The sequence below is a fragment of the Bradyrhizobium sp. SBR1B genome, assembly GCF_014198205.1.
Taxonomy (GTDB): domain Bacteria; phylum Pseudomonadota; class Alphaproteobacteria; order Rhizobiales; family Xanthobacteraceae; genus Bradyrhizobium.
The window spans coordinates 158,618-176,857 of record NZ_JACIHC010000008.1; the positions used below are offsets into that span (position 1 = coordinate 158,618).

Here is an 18,240-nt window from a genome sequence, read left to right on the forward strand (position 1 = left end):
ATCCGGTCCTCGATGCTTCAAACTGCTGAAACTTTGGGCATCTTTCTTTCTGGGTTCCCTGAGGCTAACCTCGGCTGATATTGTCGTTCATTTCCGGCGGGCTCGGAATGCTGATCGTCCTGACGATTTTGACTATTTGGGTTCTGCTCAACATCCTGTTCGTGTTGATCGTGGTTCCCCCCCGTAAACCGCGTCCCCAGCCGATGGCGACGACACTCTCACCCGCGCCCATCGACCCGAGTCAAAGGGAAATCGAGCAGGACGAACCCTTCTCGATCCGCCATGTCATCGTTTCCGTCGCGATGGGAGCTTTCTTCGTGCTGGTGCCGCCGTTGCTTGCCTTGCGCGACGCGATCATGCGGCTCTTCAGCAGGTCGTCGAGAGACGGAACCTGATCCCTCGAGGATCCGGTTCCGGACAGTGAAGAAATTGAACGACTAATATGCTTCCTGGAACATCACTGCGGACGCCGTCCGGGCCATAATCTTCAGGTCGAGCCAGATACTCCAGTTGCTGACGTACCAGACGTCATATTCGACCCGCTTCTCCATCAGATCGATCGTCGGCGTTTCCCCCCTGAACCCGTTCACCTGGGCCCAGCCGGTCAGGCCCGGCTTCATGTGATGCCGGTAGACGTACTTGCTGATGATCTCGTCATAGTAATTGTCATGGGCCAGCGCGTGGGGGCGCGGCCCAACCAGCGACATATCCCCGCGCAGCACGTTCCAGAGCTGCGGCAGTTCGTCGATGCTCGTCATGCGAAGGAAGCGCCCGATCTTGGTGACCCGAGCATCCCTCTTGGTCGCCTGGGCAATCGTTTCGCCGTTCTCGCAGACTGTCATGCTCCGGAACTTCCAGATCTCGAACGGCCTGCCATTGAAGCCGCGGCGCGACTGGCGAAATATGACGGCTCCCGGGGAGTCCAGCTTGATCAGCACGGCAACGGTGAGCAGCAGCGGCGTCAAGACTACGAGCGCGAACAGGGCCACGCCGACGTCGAGACAGCGCTTTTGCAGCCGCTCGAGAATGGTGAGAGGCGGCCGCTGGATTTCGACCGCTACGGTTCCACTGACCGGCAGGAAAGGACGAGCCACCAGATCCGCGACCGGATCGTCCGGCAGCAGGCGTATCGGCTGCGGGACCGCGCGCAGATATGGCCCGAGCTTGCGGAGCATCGGCAATTCGTTCCAGTCGATCGCAAGCAGATATTCATCGACGTCGGCCGAGCGCGACTGACGGATCACGTCGCGAATCTGCCGCTCCCAATGGCCGTCATCCCGGTCGTCGCCAAGCACGAAATGGCGCATGACGTCGAAGCCATTTCTCCGCAGGTCCTTGAAGCGGCTGGAGGTGAAGTCGAGCGGCTTGAGGCTGAGCAGGATCACCTTGCGATCGACCAATCGGCTTCGCGCAAAGCTCGTACCGAACACCGCCTGCCAGACGAAGCGGAGGCTGACCAAACCAAGTCCGCCGATCACGGCAAATACGATGACGGTGCCGCGGGAGAGGTTGTCGGTTGATTTCAGCAGGAAGGCCGCAACGGCAAGGATCGTCAGCGACGTCAGCCAGATAAACACCGCCTTTCGAAGCTGCCAGACGATGTTGAGCAAGCGGTGGGTGGCGTAGACATCCCGGAAATAGGCGACTGCGACGAACACCACGCCGACAAACAACCCCGCTCCCACCGAAGCGCCGTCGGCGGGTGAAGCGACGGCCGCGCCGTACAGCGAAGCCCCGGCGGCATAGCTCAACAAGATCAGCAAAAAGTCAGCCGCCATGACGACGATCTGAAATGGCCTCTGAAGAGCGCTGCCGCGCATCGACGACAGCGTGTGAGTGTTTTCAGAACCATAAGTTGCAACAGCCATTCGTACCTCTGTCTATCGAGAGAGTGTCTGACGCTCATCGTGATGCTGAAGACTCGTCACTTCCCCGCACGGAAAGTGTTGAGTGATCGCAGCGACATTGTGGCGCTGCACGCAAAACTTTTGCGGCGCACGGATCATGCGTCGTGTTGAAATGCGCAGCGAAATTCGACGCGCTGAAAATGTCGTCACAGTGATGACATATGAGCGAACGCGTTGCCCTATTTTGAATCAAGTTCCACGTCCACCGCGATGCTTTGCCGTCGTGTGAGCGACTCCTCGCTCATCTTTCAGGCGATGGAATCCCTCGGCGAAGCACAATGAGTCATTTGCGAGAATTTCGATGATTTTCTATCTGGGCGTGCGATGCGAAATTGCGCCAAGGCATGCATCTTTGCTGCACTCTCGCCTTGAGCGATGCAATCCTGCGGACCGACCATTCGCACCGCCGGTCGCATACCCCAGGTGGGCAAAAAATGCCGCGCCCTTCTTTTGGCGTGATCGAGCCGGAGAACAAGGACGCTCCCTCGCCAATTTCACGTCGTTCGTGTTGGATGGAAGCTCTCCGGTGCCGGCGACTTGGGGAAATTTTTTCGACCACCCGATCGATTGAGCGCCATGATATCTCTCGCCCGACCACGCCCGCCTATGCCCAAACCGCAATTGCCGGAGGGAGTCCGCATCTATGCGATCTCGGACATTCATGGATGCGCACATCTCCTCCAGCCGATGTTGCGGGTGATCGACGCCGACATCGCCTGCAGCCGGCCGCGCTACGCGATCGAGGTCTTCATGGGCGATTACATCGATCGCGGCCCGGATACGCGCTCCACCCTCGACGTCCTCGTCGAACGGAGCCGCCGGGGCAACGCGGTCTTCCTCAAAGGGAATCACGAGGCATTTCTGGTGAGGGTGTTCGAAGACCCTTCACTGTTCGAGGATTGGATTGCCGTCGGCGGGACCCAGACGCTGATGTCCTACGGGCTCGCGCCGCCGGACCTGAAGCGCGACGAGCCGGCATCGATCATGCGCGATCTGATTCGGGCGATGCCCACCGAGCATCTGGAATTCCTGGACAATCTGCGGCTGAGCTTCAGTTGCGGAGACTTCTTCTTCGTTCACGCCGGCGTTCGCCCCGGCGTTCCATTGGCCGAGCAGACGGAGCGCGATCTACTCTGGATTCGCGAAGAATTCCTGCGCAGCGAGGAGCAGTTCGGCAAGTACATCGTGCATGGCCATACGCCGGTCCGCAGCGCCGAATTCATGGCGAACCGCGTCAACATCGACACCGGCGCCTATGCGACCGGCAACCTCACCCTGATGAGCATCCAGGGCAGCCGCATGCTCGCGGTATGACGCGGAGCCTTGGTTCGCGACGGCTAGCCCACCGGACCATGGCATCGACCTCGACCGGATCTAGTTGAGCAAGCGGGGCTTTTCCAGCCGCGCGCGTGTTTCGGCCATCCAATCGTTCCAAGCTCGCTCGTGCTTGACGTAAAGCTCCAGCCAGCGCTCCCCATGTCTGTCCTGTCGGACACGGCGCGTCTCGACAAGCAAATCGGCCCCGGGGCGGGAGCTCGGATTATCCAGCGCTTCGAACTCGACCGTCTCCGAGATCGTCAGCCCGACAAGCACGCGTTGTCCGGCGCCATCGACGATGTAACGCCGCGGCGCATCCTTCTTGGGTTCGCTCATCTCGTCATGCCCCATCGTACCAGTGAGATCCCGCCAGCGAATCGGACGTTGCCTAAAAGGCTCGTCGAGGGTGGCCGAACGTCGAGGTGGGAGTCGGTCCGGTCATTCGGCGCGAGGCGCCGCGGGACGGGTTCGCAGGGCTTCGTTGCACGCGCCAAGCGCGTAGCGCGTATCCCAAGGTGAGGCCAGCGCCGAAAATGAAAGCGGAGAGGAATGTAGAAGTCATGGGAGTCGCCCTAGATAGTCCGGGACTCATCAAGAGCGAGCAGTGTGTCGACATCATGGTTCTTGCCGACTTCGGGCGCCGAAAGATTGTTCATACCTGACCTCTTACGTGCATGCAGCACAATCCCGTGCATTGATCGCTGCGATCAAGATCACTCATTAGAGTCACTCCATATAAAGAGATGTCCTCGCGATCCCGATCTGTCCGAAGGCTGCTGCCGTCGAACGGACCTGGCACGCCCTCCCACGAACAGGAAATTTCGGGCCAACCGGCCAATCCATGCCCTTGCAACCAGTCGGGACCCGTCGCATTATTTCGCATCTCATATTACGAGGGATTCAATCCAATGAACGTCCGCGCCCTTATTCCATCCATTGCCCTGTCCGCTCTCGGTCTCGCTTTGACAGCATCCGTAGCACCGGCCGCCGAGCTGGCGGTTGCTCCAGCACATCAGCGCGCGGCCTACGCGCAAACCGGGGTCGTACTGTGGGATGACGTTTATCCGCCCGCGATCTACGGCCCGCAACTTCGCTCCGTCGAAGAAGTCGCAGCCATGAAGGCGCAGGCGCGTCCGGTGTCCCAGCGCTGGTGGGGCTATTGGTACGTTCGGTGAGCGCGGGAGCGCTTAGCTAGGAGCCACCTTCGACCCAGCGACCTTCGACCACAGACCGCCGATCCACCGGATAGCTGGTGGCGGCGGTTTTTGTGTGGGCTCGCGCGCCGATTGCCGGACGGCGGCTCCGGAGACAGGCCGGCAGGCGGCCAACGCCTTCTCCGAAGCCGGTTCCCTCTCAGCTCAACAGGAAGTTGCTGTTGTGCAGCGTGCCGCTCGCATTCTGCAGGCTCACATCCATATCACTCGTTCCGTCGCCATCGATATCGATCTGAAGATAGTCGTTACCCGGCCCGAAGTTCTGCAGATGAGCCGAGGCATGATTGCCGCCGAGCAACGCCGCATTCTCCACGTACTCGATGTGACCGCCGGCGACGCTGATGCCTGAGAACGTAAAGCTGTCATTGTCGGCATCGAAACTGTGAATGGTATCCGCGGAACCGGCGGCGGAATCCGCCGTGCTGACGAAGCGGAAGTTGTCATGGCCCGCACTGGCGAAGATCTCATCCGCACCGGCGCCGGCAGTGATCGTGGTGTTACCCGACGCATTGCCGATCGTGATCCTGTCGAAATTCGCGGCGGCATTGACGGTTTCGACATTGGTCACCGTGATGTCATAGACATTCGCGTTGAAGTTCAGAGTGTCGTCGCCGCCGCCGAGATCGATCGCGTTCGCCGGGCTGCCCTGCAACGTCAGAATGTCGTCCGACGAGCTCCCGTTGAGCAGATTCACGTTCCACAGATTGTCGAACGAATTGCTGCCTGCGGCGAGATTCAGGACGTTGGCCGTCCCTTCACCGAGATTGACCGACACTCCGGACACGGTGTTCAGAAGCGTGACCATATCGTCCGACGGGTTGAGATTTCCGGTAAAATCACTGCCGTTGAGGTTTTCGACACCAGTGATGCTGACCGAATTCACCCCATTGGCGAGCGACACCAGATCGTTTCCACCGCCCATGTCGATGACGATGCCGTCGACGGTATTCGTCAAGCTGACTGAATTATCGCCGGAATTGCCGTTGATGTGCTCGACGCTGAGCGCGGCGAATGCCGCGAAGTTTCCGTTGAGAACGATCGTATCCTCGCCATCGCCGAGGTCGACCGCGACGCCGTTGGCCGCGGCGATCGCACCGGTCACGGTCAAGGTGTCGTCGCTCGCGGTTCCGTGCACGTGGTTGACGTCGTAGATGTTCACGAACGAGTTCGCGCCGGCTGCGAGATTCATCGTATTGTCGCCGTTGCCGAGGCTGATGTTCAGGCCTGTGACAATCGTCGATAAGGTGAGCACGTCGTTGACGCCGGGCGTCACGCCGAAATCGGACCCGCCGACTCCCTCGACACCGATCAGGCTGAGCGTGTTGGCGCCGCCCGCGAGACTGAGCTGATCATTGCCACCCCCGAGGTCAACGACCAGTCCGTTGGCGGTCGTCGTGAGGTTGACGAACTCGTCGTTGCCGTTGCCGACAAGGTTTTCAACACCCGAGAGATTGAGCGTGTAACCGTTACCGAAGGTGCCGTTGAGCAGGACGGTATCGCCCGTCCCGGCTCCCAGATTGATCCCGTGTCCGAAGATGTTGGCTCCGACGCGAAGATAATCATCTCCAGCCGTTCCGATCACGGGTGCCGTGTTAGAGAACTGTTGCGTCGAGAGGTCGATCGGACTGCCCGAAGCTCCCGACGACAACAGCACGATGGCGTCGCTGAACTGCAGCGCTTCGACATTGGTCAGACTGTCGGTGCCGTCGCGATTCACGACATTGTCTTGAACCTGGATGGTTCCCGCCGTCGTGACGGTGTATTGCGATTGCGTACCCGAGAAGATCACCATGTCGGTGCCGGCGCCGCCGTCGATCGTATCGTTGCCGCCCTGGCCGGTGATGCCGTCGTTGCCGCCGCCTGCGTTGATCGTGTCGCCACTACCGCCGCCGAAGAAGAACTCGTTATTCGAGCCGCCGACGAGCGTGTCGGCCTGGTTCGACCCCTGGACGCTGTTGACGCCTCCCGTGATGAAGTCTGCGCCGGCCGCACCGCTCACAATTCCCGTCGAAAGATCGACGGAAACTCCGCCCCCGCTCGCCTGAGAATACGAGACCCGCGTATTGCCGTTGCCGGTGATGGTGTCGTTACCGAGCAGGCCTTCGAACAGGTTGAAGGTGCCGAACGATCCGGCCGAAGTCACGCCGGTGAAGCCCGCGGCATTGTAGGTGTCGTTCAGGTTGCTGCCGGTCGCGCTGTTGACGCCCACATAGGTATCCGTGCCGATGGAGCCGCCGCCGGTCGCAGTTCCCGCCTGCAGGTTGACCGTCACCGCATCGGTCGCGCTGGAATAGATGATGCGGGTGTTGCCATTGCCGGTGATCCCATCGTTGCCGGCCAGACCTTCGAACTGGTTGAAGTTGCCGTTGTTGCCGACGTTGTTGGTTGCGGCGTTCTGGAAACCAACGGCGCCGAAATTCGTGGCCGTGAAGACGTCGTTGAACGTGGTGCCCTGGGCACCCTCGATTCGGCGGAACGTATCATTGCCGATCGAACCGTCACCGGTCGCGGTGCCTGCCGTGAAGTCGATGGTGACCGGGCCGGTGGAGAAGTAGATGTTATTATAGCTGATGACATCGAAGCCACCGCGGCCGTCGATGAAGTCGTCACCGGCAAGTCCGGTGAAGGTCTCCGTGGCCGTGGTGATATCGCTGCCGCTGATGGTGTCGTTGAACATCGAGGCCATCACGGCGTTGACGCCGCCGAACGTATCGTTGCCCGTGGATAAGTCACCGCTTGCAGTACCTGCCAGCAGATCGACCGTCACCGCGCCGGTGGCGTTGGTGAATGCAACGCGCGTGTTGCCGTTACCGGTGATGCTGTCGTTACCTCCCATGCCGATGAATTCGTTGAAGGTGAGGTTGGAACCGGCATTTTGACTGCCCCCGCTGAAGCCAACGGCGTTGAAGACGTCCGCAGCGTTCGAGCCGCGCACTGACTCGACCGATCGCAGCGTGTCGGTGCCGACCGTCGCGGCGTCGCCTGTCACGGTTCCCGAGGCCAGTTGAACGTTGATCCCGCCCACTGCGGCCGGGTCGAGCGCGTAGTCCGCCCGATCGAAGCCAGCCCGGCCGTCGATGAAGTCATCGCCGGCGCGGCCTTCGAAGATTTCCACGGTTCCGGCGCCGTTGGTGCTGCCGAGCAGTTGGTCGCCAAACCCAGAGCCGACAACTCCCCCAAAGCCCGAGCCCACCAGGATATCGGTACCGACCGAAGCATCTCCCGTCGCCGAATGGGCCGCCAAATCGACGGTCACGCCGCCCGTTGCGTTGGCATACGAGATGCGCGTCAGGAGCGCACCCAGGCTGTTCATCGCGCCCGTGATGCTGTCGTTCCCGCCGCGGCCTTCGAAGTCGTTGAAGCCCACATTGGTCCCGGCAATACCGGTATCGCCCGCAAAACCGGTCGCGTTGAACGTGTCGGCATAGTCGCTGCCCACGATCCCCTCAACATTCACCAGCGTGTCAGTGCCGACCCCTGGACCTGTCACGGACCCTGCCGCGAGATTTGCGGTAACGCCTCCCATTGCAGCGACATAGTCGGCGCGGTCGAAGCCGAGGCCGCCATCGAGCAGATCATTGCCATCGAGGCCCTTGAGGCGATCGTTGCCGCCGAGGCCGCTCAGGCTGTCGGCATAGGCGGTGCCGACCAGCGTATTTGCGCCAGCGTCGCCGACGAGATTCACGCCTTGCCCCAGGATGAAGTCGGCAGCCGTGAGGTTCGACAGCGTCACGTTCAGCAGCGTGAGGGTGTCGCCATTGCCGAAGTTGATGACCGTGTTCGGCCCTTGTTGTGTAGAGAGCGCCTGAATGTCGGCAAGGGTCGAGACACCAGGGATCCCCGTGAGGTCGATCTTGTCGGCGTCCGTCTGCAGGAAGTCGCCGATGGTATCGGCGCCGCCGCCGGCAGCGTAGACAAAGGTGTCTGCACCGATGCCGCCGTTCATGCCGTCGTTGCCGGCACCACCGCTGAGCAGATCGTTGCCGCCGTTGCCGAACAGCTGGTCGTTGCCGCCAGAACCGGTGATCGTGTCGTTGAAGTTCGAGCCCGCAACGCTGGTCACCCCTCCAATGATGGTGTCATGACCTACCGAACTATCGCCGTCCACAGTACCGCTTGCGAGGTTAACGGTCACGCCGCCGGTCGCGTTGGCGAACAGCAGCTGCGTGCTGCCGTTGCCGGTGATGAGGTCGTTGCCGGCGAGGCCCTGGAAGGAATTGAAGCCGATGAAGCCGGTCGCGTCGTAAGTGTCGGCGAAATTGCTGCCATAGACGCTGTTGACGCCCGTGAAGGTGTCGTGCCCGACCGACACGTCGCCCGCGACCGAGCCAGCGTTCAGGCCGACGGTGACGCCGCCGGTGGCATTCGTGTAGAGCAGTCGCGTGCTGCCGTTGCCGGTGACCTGGTCGTCACCGCCGAGGCCCTCGAACTGGTTGAAGGTGCCGTTGTTGCCGATATTGAGCGCACCGGCCTGGCCGTAGCCCGTCGCCACATAGGCGTCGGCGTAGCCCGTGCCTTGAATGCCCTCGATCGAACGCAGGGTGTCGGTTCCGATCGACCCGTCGCCGGTTGCCGTGCCCGCCGCCATGTCGATCGCGACGCCACCCGTGACCGTGCTGAGGCTGTTGTAGATGGCAACGTCGAAGCCGGCGCGGCCGTCGATATAATCGTCGCCGCCAAGACCGGTGAAGTTGTTGTTGAAGCTGCTGCCCAGCAGCGTATCGGCGAAGGTGGAGCCCTGCACCGCATTGACGCCGGTGAAGCTGTCGGTGCCCTCGGTCGCACCTGTGGCGCTGCCGGCAACCGTAACCGCATTCGTGGTCCCGACGACGCTGGTCTCGAGGTCGACGCTGACGCTGGAGGCCGCGATCTGGTAGTTCAGGCGGGTGGAGCCGTTGCCGATGATGGTGTCGTTGCCGCCGGCGCCGGCGAAGTCGTTGAAGGTGCCGGAGGAGCCGACATTGGTCGCCCCGACCTGACCGAAGCCGGTCGCATCGAACGTGTCGTCAAAATTGGTGCCGCGCGCGGCTTCGACGTTGCGGATCGTATCGGTGCCGACCGTCGCATCGCCGTTCACGGTGCCCGCGGCGAGGTGAACATAGATGCCCGAGGTGGTCGTCGTATCCGAATTGTAGGTGACCTGATCGTAGCCGCCGCGGCCGTCGATATAGTCGTCGCCGCCGCGACCTTCATAAGTCTCGTAGGTGAAGGCCGCATTGTCGCTGCCGTAGAACGTGTCGTTGGAGGCCGAGCCCCAGATCGTCGAGACGTTGGAGAAGGTGTCGTGGCCCACCGAAGCATCGCCATCGGCGGTCCCTGCCCCGATGTCGACCGTGACCGCGCTGGATGCGCTCAGATAGGACAGTCGCGTCACTGCCTGCCCCAGGGTGTTGAGATCGCCGACGACGCTATCGTCGCCGCCGCGCCCTTCAAACTCGCTCTGGCCGGCGGCTACGCCGGGCAGACCGGTCGAGCCGGTAAACCCGGCCGCGTTGAACGTGTCGGCATAGTTGCTGCCAAGGATGCCCTCGACATTCGCCAGCATGTCTGTTCCGACGCCGGGTCCCGAGACGGTGCCGGCCGCAAGATTGGCGGTGATGCCTCCCGTTGCATCACCGTAATCGGCGCGGTCAAAGCCTACGCCGCCGTCGAGCTGGTCGTTGCCGCCGAGCCCTTGCAGGACGTCGTTGCCGCCGAGGCCGCTCAAATTGTCGGCATAGACCGTGCCGACCAGCGTGTTCGGATTGGCATCGCCGATCAGGTGAACGCCTGGCGCGAAGATGAAATCCGCCGCAGTCAGGTTCGCCAAAATCACGTTCTGCAGCGTCAGGCTGTCGCCATTGCCGAAATTGATGAACGTGTTCGGTCCCTGCTGCGAGGCGATCGCCTGCACGTCAGCGAGGTTGTAGATGCCTGCGCCCGAAAGGTCGATCTTGTCGGCTTGCGCATGCGAGAAGTCGCCGATGAAATCGGCGCCGCCGCCGCTCACATAAACAAACGTGTCAGCGCCGCCGTTGCCGACCAGATTGTCGGCGCCGCTGCTGCCCTTCAGCGTATCGTTGAAGTTCGATCCGGACACGCCGATCACGCCGCCGGTGATGGTGTCATGACCTACCGAACTATCGCCGTCCACAGTACCGTTTGCGAGGTTAACGGTCACGCCGCCAGTAGCGTTGGCGAACAGCAGCTGCGTGCTGCCGTTGCCGGTGATGAGGTCGTTGCCGGCGAGGCCCTGGAAGGAATTGAATCCGATGAAGCCGGTCGCGTCGTAAGTGTCGGCGAAATTGCTGCCATAGACGCTGTTGACGCCCGTGAAGGTGTCGTGCCCGACCGACACGTCGCCCGCGACCGAGCCGGCGTTCAGGCCGACGGTGACGCCGCCGGTGGCATTCGTGTAGAGCAGTCGCGTGCTGCCGTTGCCGGTGATCTGGTCATCACCGCCGAGGCCCTCGAACTGGTTGAAGCCGCCGGTGTTTCCGATATTGAGTGCACCGGCCAAGCCGTAGCCCGTCGCCACATAGGCGTCGGCGTAGCCCGTGCCCTGAATGCCCTCGATCGACCGCAGCGTATCGGTCCCGATCGACCCATCGCCGCTCGCCGTGCCCGCCGCCATGTCGACGGTCACACCGCCCGTGACCGTGCTGAGGCTGTTGTAAATCGCGGTGTCGAAGCCGGCGCGGCCGTCGATGTAGTCGTCACCGCCGAGACCGGTAAAATTGTTGTTGAAGCTGCTGCCGAGCAGCGTGTCGGCGAAGGTCGAGCCCTGCACCGCATTGACGCCGGTGAAGCTGTCGGTGCCCTCGGTCGCACCCGTGGCGCTGCCGGCAACCGTAACCGCATTCGTGGCCCCAACGACGCTGGTCTCGAGGTCGACGCTGACGCTGGAGGCCGCGATCTGGTAGTTCAGGCGGGTGGAGCCGTTGCCGATGATGGTATCGTTGCCGCCGGCGCCGGCGAAGTCGTTGAAGGCGCCGGAGGAGCCGACATTGGTCGCCCCGGCCTGACCGAATCCGGTCGCGTCGAACGTGTCGTCGAAATTGGTGCCGCGGGCGGCCTCGACGTTGCGGATCGTGTCGGTGCCGACGGTCGCATCGCCGTTCACGGTGCCCGCGGCGAGGTGAACATAAATGCCCGACGTGGTCGTCGTATCCGAATTGTAGGTGACCTGATCGTAGCCGCCACGGCCGTCGATATAGTCGTCGCCGCCGCGACCTTCATAAGTCTCGTAGGTGAAGGCCGCATTGTCACTGCCGTAGAACGTGTCGTTGGAGGCCGAGCCCCAGATCGTCGAGACGTTGGAGAAGGTGTCGTGGCCCACCGAAGCATCGCCATCGGCGGTCCCTGCCCCGATGTCGACCGTGACCGCGCTGGATGCGCTCAGATAGGACAGTCGCGTCACCGCCTGCCCCAGGGCGTTGAGATCGCCGACGACGCTATCGTCGCCGCCGCGCCCTTCGAACTCGCTCTGTCCGGCGGCTACGCCGGGCAGACCGGTCGAGCCGGTAAACCCGGCCGCGTTGAACGTGTCGGCATAGTTGCTGCCGACCACGCCTTCGATGTTGACCAGCGTGTCCTTCCCGACGCCGGGTCCCGAGACGGTGCCGGCCGCGAGGTTGGCGGCGATGCCGCCGGTCGCATCGGTATAGATGGCGCGGTCGAAGCCGGAGCCGCCGTCCAGGAGATCGCTGCCGCCGAGGCCCTGGAGGCGGTCGTTGCCGCCGAGACCGCTGATGGATTCGGCATTGGCGCTGCCGACGAGGTCGTTGGCGTTGTCGTCGCCGACGATCGGCGCGGCCGGCGTGCCGAACAGGAAATCGCTCGCCGTCAAGCTGTTCAGATCGACGTTCTGAAGCGTGAGGCCGTCGTTCGAATTGAACGTGATGACCGTGTTGGGACCGTTCTGCACCGCATGCGCTTGCAGATCGGAGAGACTAAAGATGCCGTAGACGCCGGTCAGATCGAGCTTGTCCTGGCCATGGACGAAATCCTGGATGAAGTCGAAGCCGCCGCCGCTCGAATAGACGAAAGTGTCCACACCGGCGCCGCCACTGAGGAAGTCGTTGCCGGATCGACCATCCAGGGTGTCGTTGCCGTTGCTGCCGGAGAGGCCATCGTTGCTGGCGCTGCCGACGATGGTGTCGTTGAAGTTGGACCCCAGAACGTTGAACACGCCACCGGTGATGATGTCGTGGCCGACCGAGCCGTCGCCATCGGCCGTGCCCGCGGTGAGGTTGATGCTCACACCGCCGGTCGCGTTGCCATACTGGATCTGGGTATTGCCATTGCCGGAGATGGTGTCGTTTCCGGCATTGCCCTGGAATGTGTTGAAGTTCGCGTTGGCGCCGGTGAAACCCGTTGCGTCGTAAACGTCATCAAGACTGCTGCCCACGGCGCTGTTGACGCCGGTGAACGTGTCGTGACCGGTCGAGCCGTCACCGGTGGCGGTGCCACCCGCGAGATTGACGGTCACCCCGCCGGTCGCGTTGGCGAAAATCAGACGCGTGTTGCCATTACCGGTGATGACGTCGTCACCACTCAGCCCTTCGAACTGGTTGAAGGTCCCGTTGTTGCCGATATTGGCCCCACTCGCGCCGTAACCGGTCGCGTCGTAGGTGTCGTCGAAGTTGGTGCCCTGAATGCCCTCGATCGATCGAAGTGTATCGATGCCGTTCGATGCATCGCCGGTGACGATGCCGGCCGCCATGTCGACGGTGATGCTTCCCGTGATGAAGAAGATGTTGTTGTAGGACGAGACGTCAAAGCCGCTGCGACCGTCGATATAATCGTTGCCGGCAAGGCCGGTGAATGTGTCGTTGGTCGCCCCGCCCAGCAGCGTGTCGTCAAACATCGATGCCTGAACGGCGTTGACGCCGCTGAATTGGTCGGTTCCGACGGATGAATCGCCGGTGGCAAAGCCAGTGACGAAGTCGACCTGGACGCCAGCCGTCGCGTTGTTGAAACCGAGCCGCGTGAAGCCGTTGCCGGTGACGATGTCGTCACCGCCATTACCGGTGAACTCATTGAACGTCCCGTTCGAGCCGGCATTGACGCTGCCCGAGCCGAAACCGACGGCATTGTAGGTATCGGCGAAGTTGGTGCCGCGGATCGCCTCGATCCCGCGCAACGTATCGGTTCCGATGGTCGAATCGCCGGTCACGGATCCGGCGGCGAGATTGACCGTAATTCCCGTCGTGGTGTTCGGATCGACATTGTAGTCGACGCGGTCATAGCCACCGCGGCCGTCGATGTAGTCGTTGCCCGCAAAGCCCGAATACACCTCCGCGGTGAACATCGGATTGTTGCTGCCCAAAATGGTGTCGTTATACGCAGAGCCCCAGACGCCGTTGAAGCCGGACCCGACGAGCGTGTCGTGACCGACCGATGCATCACCCTGTGCATAGCCGGCGGCAATATCCACCGTCACCGCGCCGGTGGCGCTGACATAGGACACGCGCGTCAGCTCGGCACCCTGGCTGTTGGTGTTGCTGATGATGGTGTCGTCGCCGCCTTTGCCTTCGAACTCGTTGTAGCCGACGGGGCTACCCGGGACATGGGCGTCGCCGGTGAAGCCCGCCGCGTTGAACGTATCGGCAAAGTCGCTGCCGATGGCAGCTTCGATGTTGACGAGGGTATCTGTTCCCACGCCCGCGCCGGACGCCGTTCCGGCCGCGAGGTTGATCGTGACGCCGCCGGTTGCGTCGGTATAGACGGCGCGATCGAAGCCCGGGCCACCGTCGAGGATGTCGTCACCCGAGCCGCCGCCGAGATAGTCCTTGCCAGCTCCCCCGAAGAGGATGTCGTTTCCGTCACCAGCGCTGATGCGATCGTTGCCGTCCTGGCCGTCGATCAGATCGTTGCCTGCTCCGCCCGAAAGCAGGTCATCGCCGAGCGAGCCGAACAGGGCATTCCCGACCGGGGTCAGCACGGCACTCTGGACCTGCTGGTCGAGATTCTCGACATAGAGCGTCGTGAGCTCAGTTACCGAATCCGGGTCGGAGAAATCCGTCGCAGCCAGTTGCTCGGCAGCCGCGCCTTGAGCGACCTGGCCGGCCTGCGCCAGCTCGGTGACGCTCGTGGCCCCCTGAATGCTGTCGTTCGCGGCAGCAACGACCTCGATAACCGTCGCGGCGGCCGCCGCGTCGACGCCGGAGGACGTGACGACGCTCTGAACCGTTTCCGGAGACGCCAGATCGAAGACGGGCGCGCCGGGCCCGCTCAGGGAGGCCGTAATGGCGCCTGCAATGGCTGTAATGACCGCGCCCGTCTCCACGCCGACGGCCGACACCTGGGCGACCGTGCTTTGGACCTGGATAGCCGCCGCAAGCACCGCCGTTGCCGTCGGATCGCCATTCACCGCAGCGGGCACGGGATCGTACGACAGCAGGTCAATGGGGTTGGCGGGATCAGAGGCGAGATCGACGTTGAACGCGGCCGCAATGGCGTTGATGGCTTGGTCCACCGTCAGCGGGTGCTCGTCGTTTGCCGTGCTATCGACCAGCGCAACGATCAATGTCGTCAGCGGAGTGATGACGGTGGAGCCCTCCGGCGCCCTCAGCACACCGGCGACCTGCAATCCCGTCGAGATATCGACGCCGCCGATACTCACGAGCGGACCGGAGCCGCCCGCCAGCGTAAAGCTGCCGTCAGCCCGCGTCGTCGTGTACGCCTCGCCTGCGTCAAGTATTCCATTGTTGTTGGCGTCAGCAAATACGGTCGCCCCGCCGATATAGCCGTCGATATCCAGCGCGTTGATCTCGTTGGCACCGGACGTCACCGTCAGCGCGAGCTCGGCTGAGCTCACCGCCTGATGAATGCCGTCGTCGGAGATGGCGGTGACCTGCAGTGTGAACGGATCGGTGCTGCCGACGGCGTGGTTCGGAATCAGAACGACGTTCTGAATGGAGTCGCCCGTCACGAGCCAGGCGCCGTCCCCGATCGCTGCGCCGTTCTGGACCGTAAAGCTCGACGGCACCCCCTCGATCTTCACCGACAAGGTGCTGCTCTGGTCGACCTTATCGGCGGCAATGTGAAGCGTGATGTTTCCGTCGGCGGCGCCCGATGAGTCCTGAACGCTCAGATTCGGCGCGTCCTGCGCGCCATGGATATCGAAGCTGATGTTCTTTGTCGTGCCGTCGACCGACGTAACCGTGAAAGTCTCCGTCCTGGTGTCGTTGGCGCCGAGATACTGAATAGCGGCGTTGTCGACCGAATAGGTGTAGTGGCCGTCGGCCTGCAGCGTCACCGTGCCGAGGTTGCTTGGTGCCGTGATCTCGCCAGCTTGGAACGCGGCCTGATTCTGGTCGGCGTCGAGGATGGACAGCTGCCCGGACGCCGTCAGCTGGCCGTCCTCGGTGACGTCGTGATCGCCAACATTGCCGATGGTCGCGCCGTCGTCCTCGCCGTGGATTGTGAACGTGACATCCTTGGAGCTGCCGTCCTGAGAGATGACCCTGAACGTATCGATCTTGGTTTCGCCGGCTCCGAGATATTGCGCGGCGTTGTTGGCGACGGTGTAGGTGTAGCTGCCGTTGGCCGAGAGGTTCAGCGTGCCGAGATTGCCCGGCCCTGTGAGCACGCCGGCCTGGAACGAGGACTGGCCCGCGTCCGGGTCGCTGACCGAGATGCTGCCCACGGCGGTCAGATTCCCGGCGTTGTTCGCCGCAAGGTCTTCCGTCACATCGGCAATGGTGGGATCGCCGATCGTCGCCGCGTGGTTGCCGCCGGCCGGGCCGTGAACGGTGAAGCTGACCTGTTTGGTGGTGCCATCGACGGCGGTCACGGTGAAGGTATCGACCTTGACGGTACCGGCGGCCAGATTATGCGCAGCGCTTTCGGCCACGACGTAAACATAGCTGCCGTCGCCCGACAGCAGCAGGAAGCCGAGATTGCCGGCAGCGGAGCCAACGGCCGGCTTGAACGCCGCTTCGCCCTGATCAACGTCCGTGATTCCGATGCTGCCGGATGCGGTGAGCACGAGTGCGGACGGATTGTCGTAGACATCGTGAATCGTGGGTGTGCCGATCACCGCCGCGTCATTGACGCCCTTGATGACGAACGAGATTTGCTTGGCCGTGCCGTCGAACGACTTGACGGTGAAGGTTTCGACCTTGGTGTCGCCCGCACCGAGATATTGCACGGCGCTGTTGGCGACCGAATAGTTGTAGGTGCCGTTGGCATTCAGCGTCAATGCGCCCAGATTGCCCTGCCCTGTGATCACGCCGGCCTGGAACGTGGACTGGTTCTGGTCGGCATCCGAGATCGAGATCGTGCCTGACACCGACAGCGTCGGCGTGCTCGCGTCCTCGGTGACGGTGGTGAAGGCGGGCGCGCCGATCACGGCGGCATCGTTGGTGCCGTGAACCGTGAAGGAGACCTGCTTGGCCGTGCCGTCCAGCGCGCTGATCGTGAACGTCTCGACCCTGGTCTCGCCGGCGCCGAGATATTGAACGGCGCTGTTGGCGATCGAATAGGTGTAGCTGCCGTCGGCTTTCAGGGACAGCGTGCCGAAATTGCCCACCGCGGATACCACGTTGGTCTTGAACGCCGATTCGCCTTGATCGACGTCGGAGATCGCGATCGTCCCGCTGAGCTTCAGGGTCGGATTGCGGGAATCCTCGGTGACATCGGCAGCCGAAGGCGTGCCGATGATTGCGGCATCGTTGGCGCCCTGGATCGTGACGGTCGCCGTCGCTGTCGATGTCAGGCCGGCGCTGTTAGTTACGGTGTAGGTGAAGCTCTCGCTCGCGGACTGGCCGGCGCGCAGTGACTGGAACGCCGAACCCGGCGTATAAGCGATGCTGTGGCCGTCGGCGGCGATGCTGACCGTCCCCAAAATTCCCTGCGTGTTGACGGAGGTGACGCGCAGCGTCCCGCCCGCGGGGTTGGTGTCATTGGCGAGCACGTTGATCGCGGTGGCGCCGGCATCCTCGCCGATCGTGACCGCATCGGCATTGGCGACCGGTTTCTGCACGAGCGAAACCTGGAAGACGGCGTCGTTATAGTCGGCGTCGCCCGGCGCGGTGTAGGTGCCGTTGGACCTGCGCGTCGCGGCGGAGTCCTCCCAGGCGATGGTGCCGGTTGCGCCGTCGGCGGTGTCGCCGGCGAGCTTGGCTGCCGTCTGCTGGCTGCCCATGACCGACGAGGCATAATCGACGCCGCCCGCGTTCTTGGAGGTCTCGGTGAACAACGCATTGGCGCCGGCGCCCCTGAGCAGGTCGGGCTTGCCGGCAACGTAAATGACGTTGCCGTTGGCATCGACATCGGCGACCGCCCAGGTGCCGTCCGAGAGCTTGATGACCTTGATGGCGCCGGAGAGATCGTCGGCATCGTTGCGGCCCGGCGCCGCGCCGTCGGGAATGAGGAAGAACTGGATCTTGCCAAGATCGGCGGTGTTCACCGCGAAGTCGACATAGGAGACACCGGGGGTGAGGGCGCCAGCCCCTTGCGAATCCGCATTTGCGAACAGAATTCCGCCGAGCCCTGTTGAGCTGTTGTACCAACCAAAGGTGTTGCGATAGGCCGCGGACTCCGAGACAAAACTGGCGCGCAAAATCGTCTGGTCGCTCATGGCGAGCCCCCCTTTAACGTTCTGATGCTCAAAAGTTCGCCGTCAGCCCAACGGCGCGAGTTGGAAATGAAATGGTCTTGTTATGATTGTATCGGGTATCGATTCGACGAGGCGCCGTTGCCCGACGTCGAACGGCGAAGTCCTGTCACGGAGCGACGAAGGACTTCTGATAATTGCAAATTGTTTTCATTGTTGCGTGACTGCGTCAAGACAGCACAGCTGCTAACCTTAAGCG

General features: G+C 62.5%; 6 protein-coding genes. 3 read left to right on the forward strand and 3 right to left on the reverse strand.

Going from position 1 to position 18,240, the window contains the following annotated elements; all coding sequences use genetic code 11:
• Positions 1-107: 107 nt before the first annotated feature.
• A complete protein-coding gene (locus GGD61_RS21925) occupies positions 108-395 on the forward strand; it encodes a hypothetical protein (protein ID WP_028141809.1) in 288 nt (95 codons plus the stop codon).
• Between the two features lie 42 nt (positions 396-437).
• On the opposite strand, the gene GGD61_RS21930 is transcribed toward GGD61_RS21925, so the two are convergent.
• On the reverse strand, positions 438-1,868 hold the full coding sequence (locus tag GGD61_RS21930; protein ID WP_018323192.1) for an undecaprenyl-phosphate glucose phosphotransferase: 1,431 nt from the start codon (positions 1,866-1,868) through the stop codon (positions 438-440).
• Positions 1,869-2,483: 615 nt separating this feature from the next.
• Between GGD61_RS21930 and GGD61_RS21935 the strand changes: the two genes are divergently transcribed.
• Positions 2,484-3,221, forward strand: a complete 738-nt coding sequence (locus GGD61_RS21935; RefSeq protein ID WP_092261618.1) for a metallophosphoesterase family protein — start codon at positions 2,484-2,486, stop codon at positions 3,219-3,221.
• A gap of 60 nt (positions 3,222-3,281) precedes the next feature.
• Here the strand turns inward: GGD61_RS21935 and GGD61_RS21940 are convergent, their stop codons facing one another.
• Complete coding sequence (locus GGD61_RS21940; protein WP_177237416.1) at positions 3,282-3,560, reverse strand: hypothetical protein; 279 nt, start codon at positions 3,558-3,560, stop codon at positions 3,282-3,284.
• Between the two features lie 572 nt (positions 3,561-4,132).
• On the opposite strand from GGD61_RS21940, the gene GGD61_RS21945 reads away from it, so the two are divergent.
• Positions 4,133-4,399 carry a hypothetical protein gene (locus tag GGD61_RS21945; protein ID WP_092261620.1) on the forward strand — a complete coding sequence of 89 codons (267 nt, stop codon included), beginning with the start codon at positions 4,133-4,135 and terminating at the stop codon, positions 4,397-4,399.
• A 178-nt stretch (positions 4,400-4,577) separates the two neighbouring features.
• Here the strand turns inward: GGD61_RS21945 and GGD61_RS41265 are convergent, their stop codons facing one another.
• Entirely contained in the window at positions 4,578-18,005 is a 13,428-nt protein-coding gene (locus tag GGD61_RS41265; RefSeq protein WP_183231106.1) for a VCBS domain-containing protein, read from the reverse strand.
• Positions 18,006-18,240 lie beyond the last annotated feature (235 nt).

Excerpts from the sequence above, each read along its gene's own strand:
- GGD61_RS21935 (WP_092261618.1), top strand. The coding sequence starts at position 2,484 with ATGATATCTCTCGCCCGACCACGCCCGCCTATGCCCAAACCGCAATTG.
- GGD61_RS21930 (WP_018323192.1), bottom strand. The coding sequence starts at position 1,868 with ATGGCTGTTGCAACTTATGGTTCTGAAAACACTCACACGCTGTCGTCG.
- GGD61_RS21925 (WP_028141809.1), top strand. The coding sequence starts at position 108 with ATGCTGATCGTCCTGACGATTTTGACTATTTGGGTTCTGCTCAACATC.
- GGD61_RS21945 (WP_092261620.1), top strand. The coding sequence starts at position 4,133 with ATGAACGTCCGCGCCCTTATTCCATCCATTGCCCTGTCCGCTCTCGGT.
- GGD61_RS21940 (WP_177237416.1), bottom strand. The coding sequence starts at position 3,560 with ATGAGCGAACCCAAGAAGGATGCGCCGCGGCGTTACATCGTCGATGGC.
- GGD61_RS41265 (WP_183231106.1), bottom strand. The coding sequence starts at position 18,005 with ATGAGCGACCAGACGATTTTGCGCGCCAGTTTTGTCTCGGAGTCCGCG.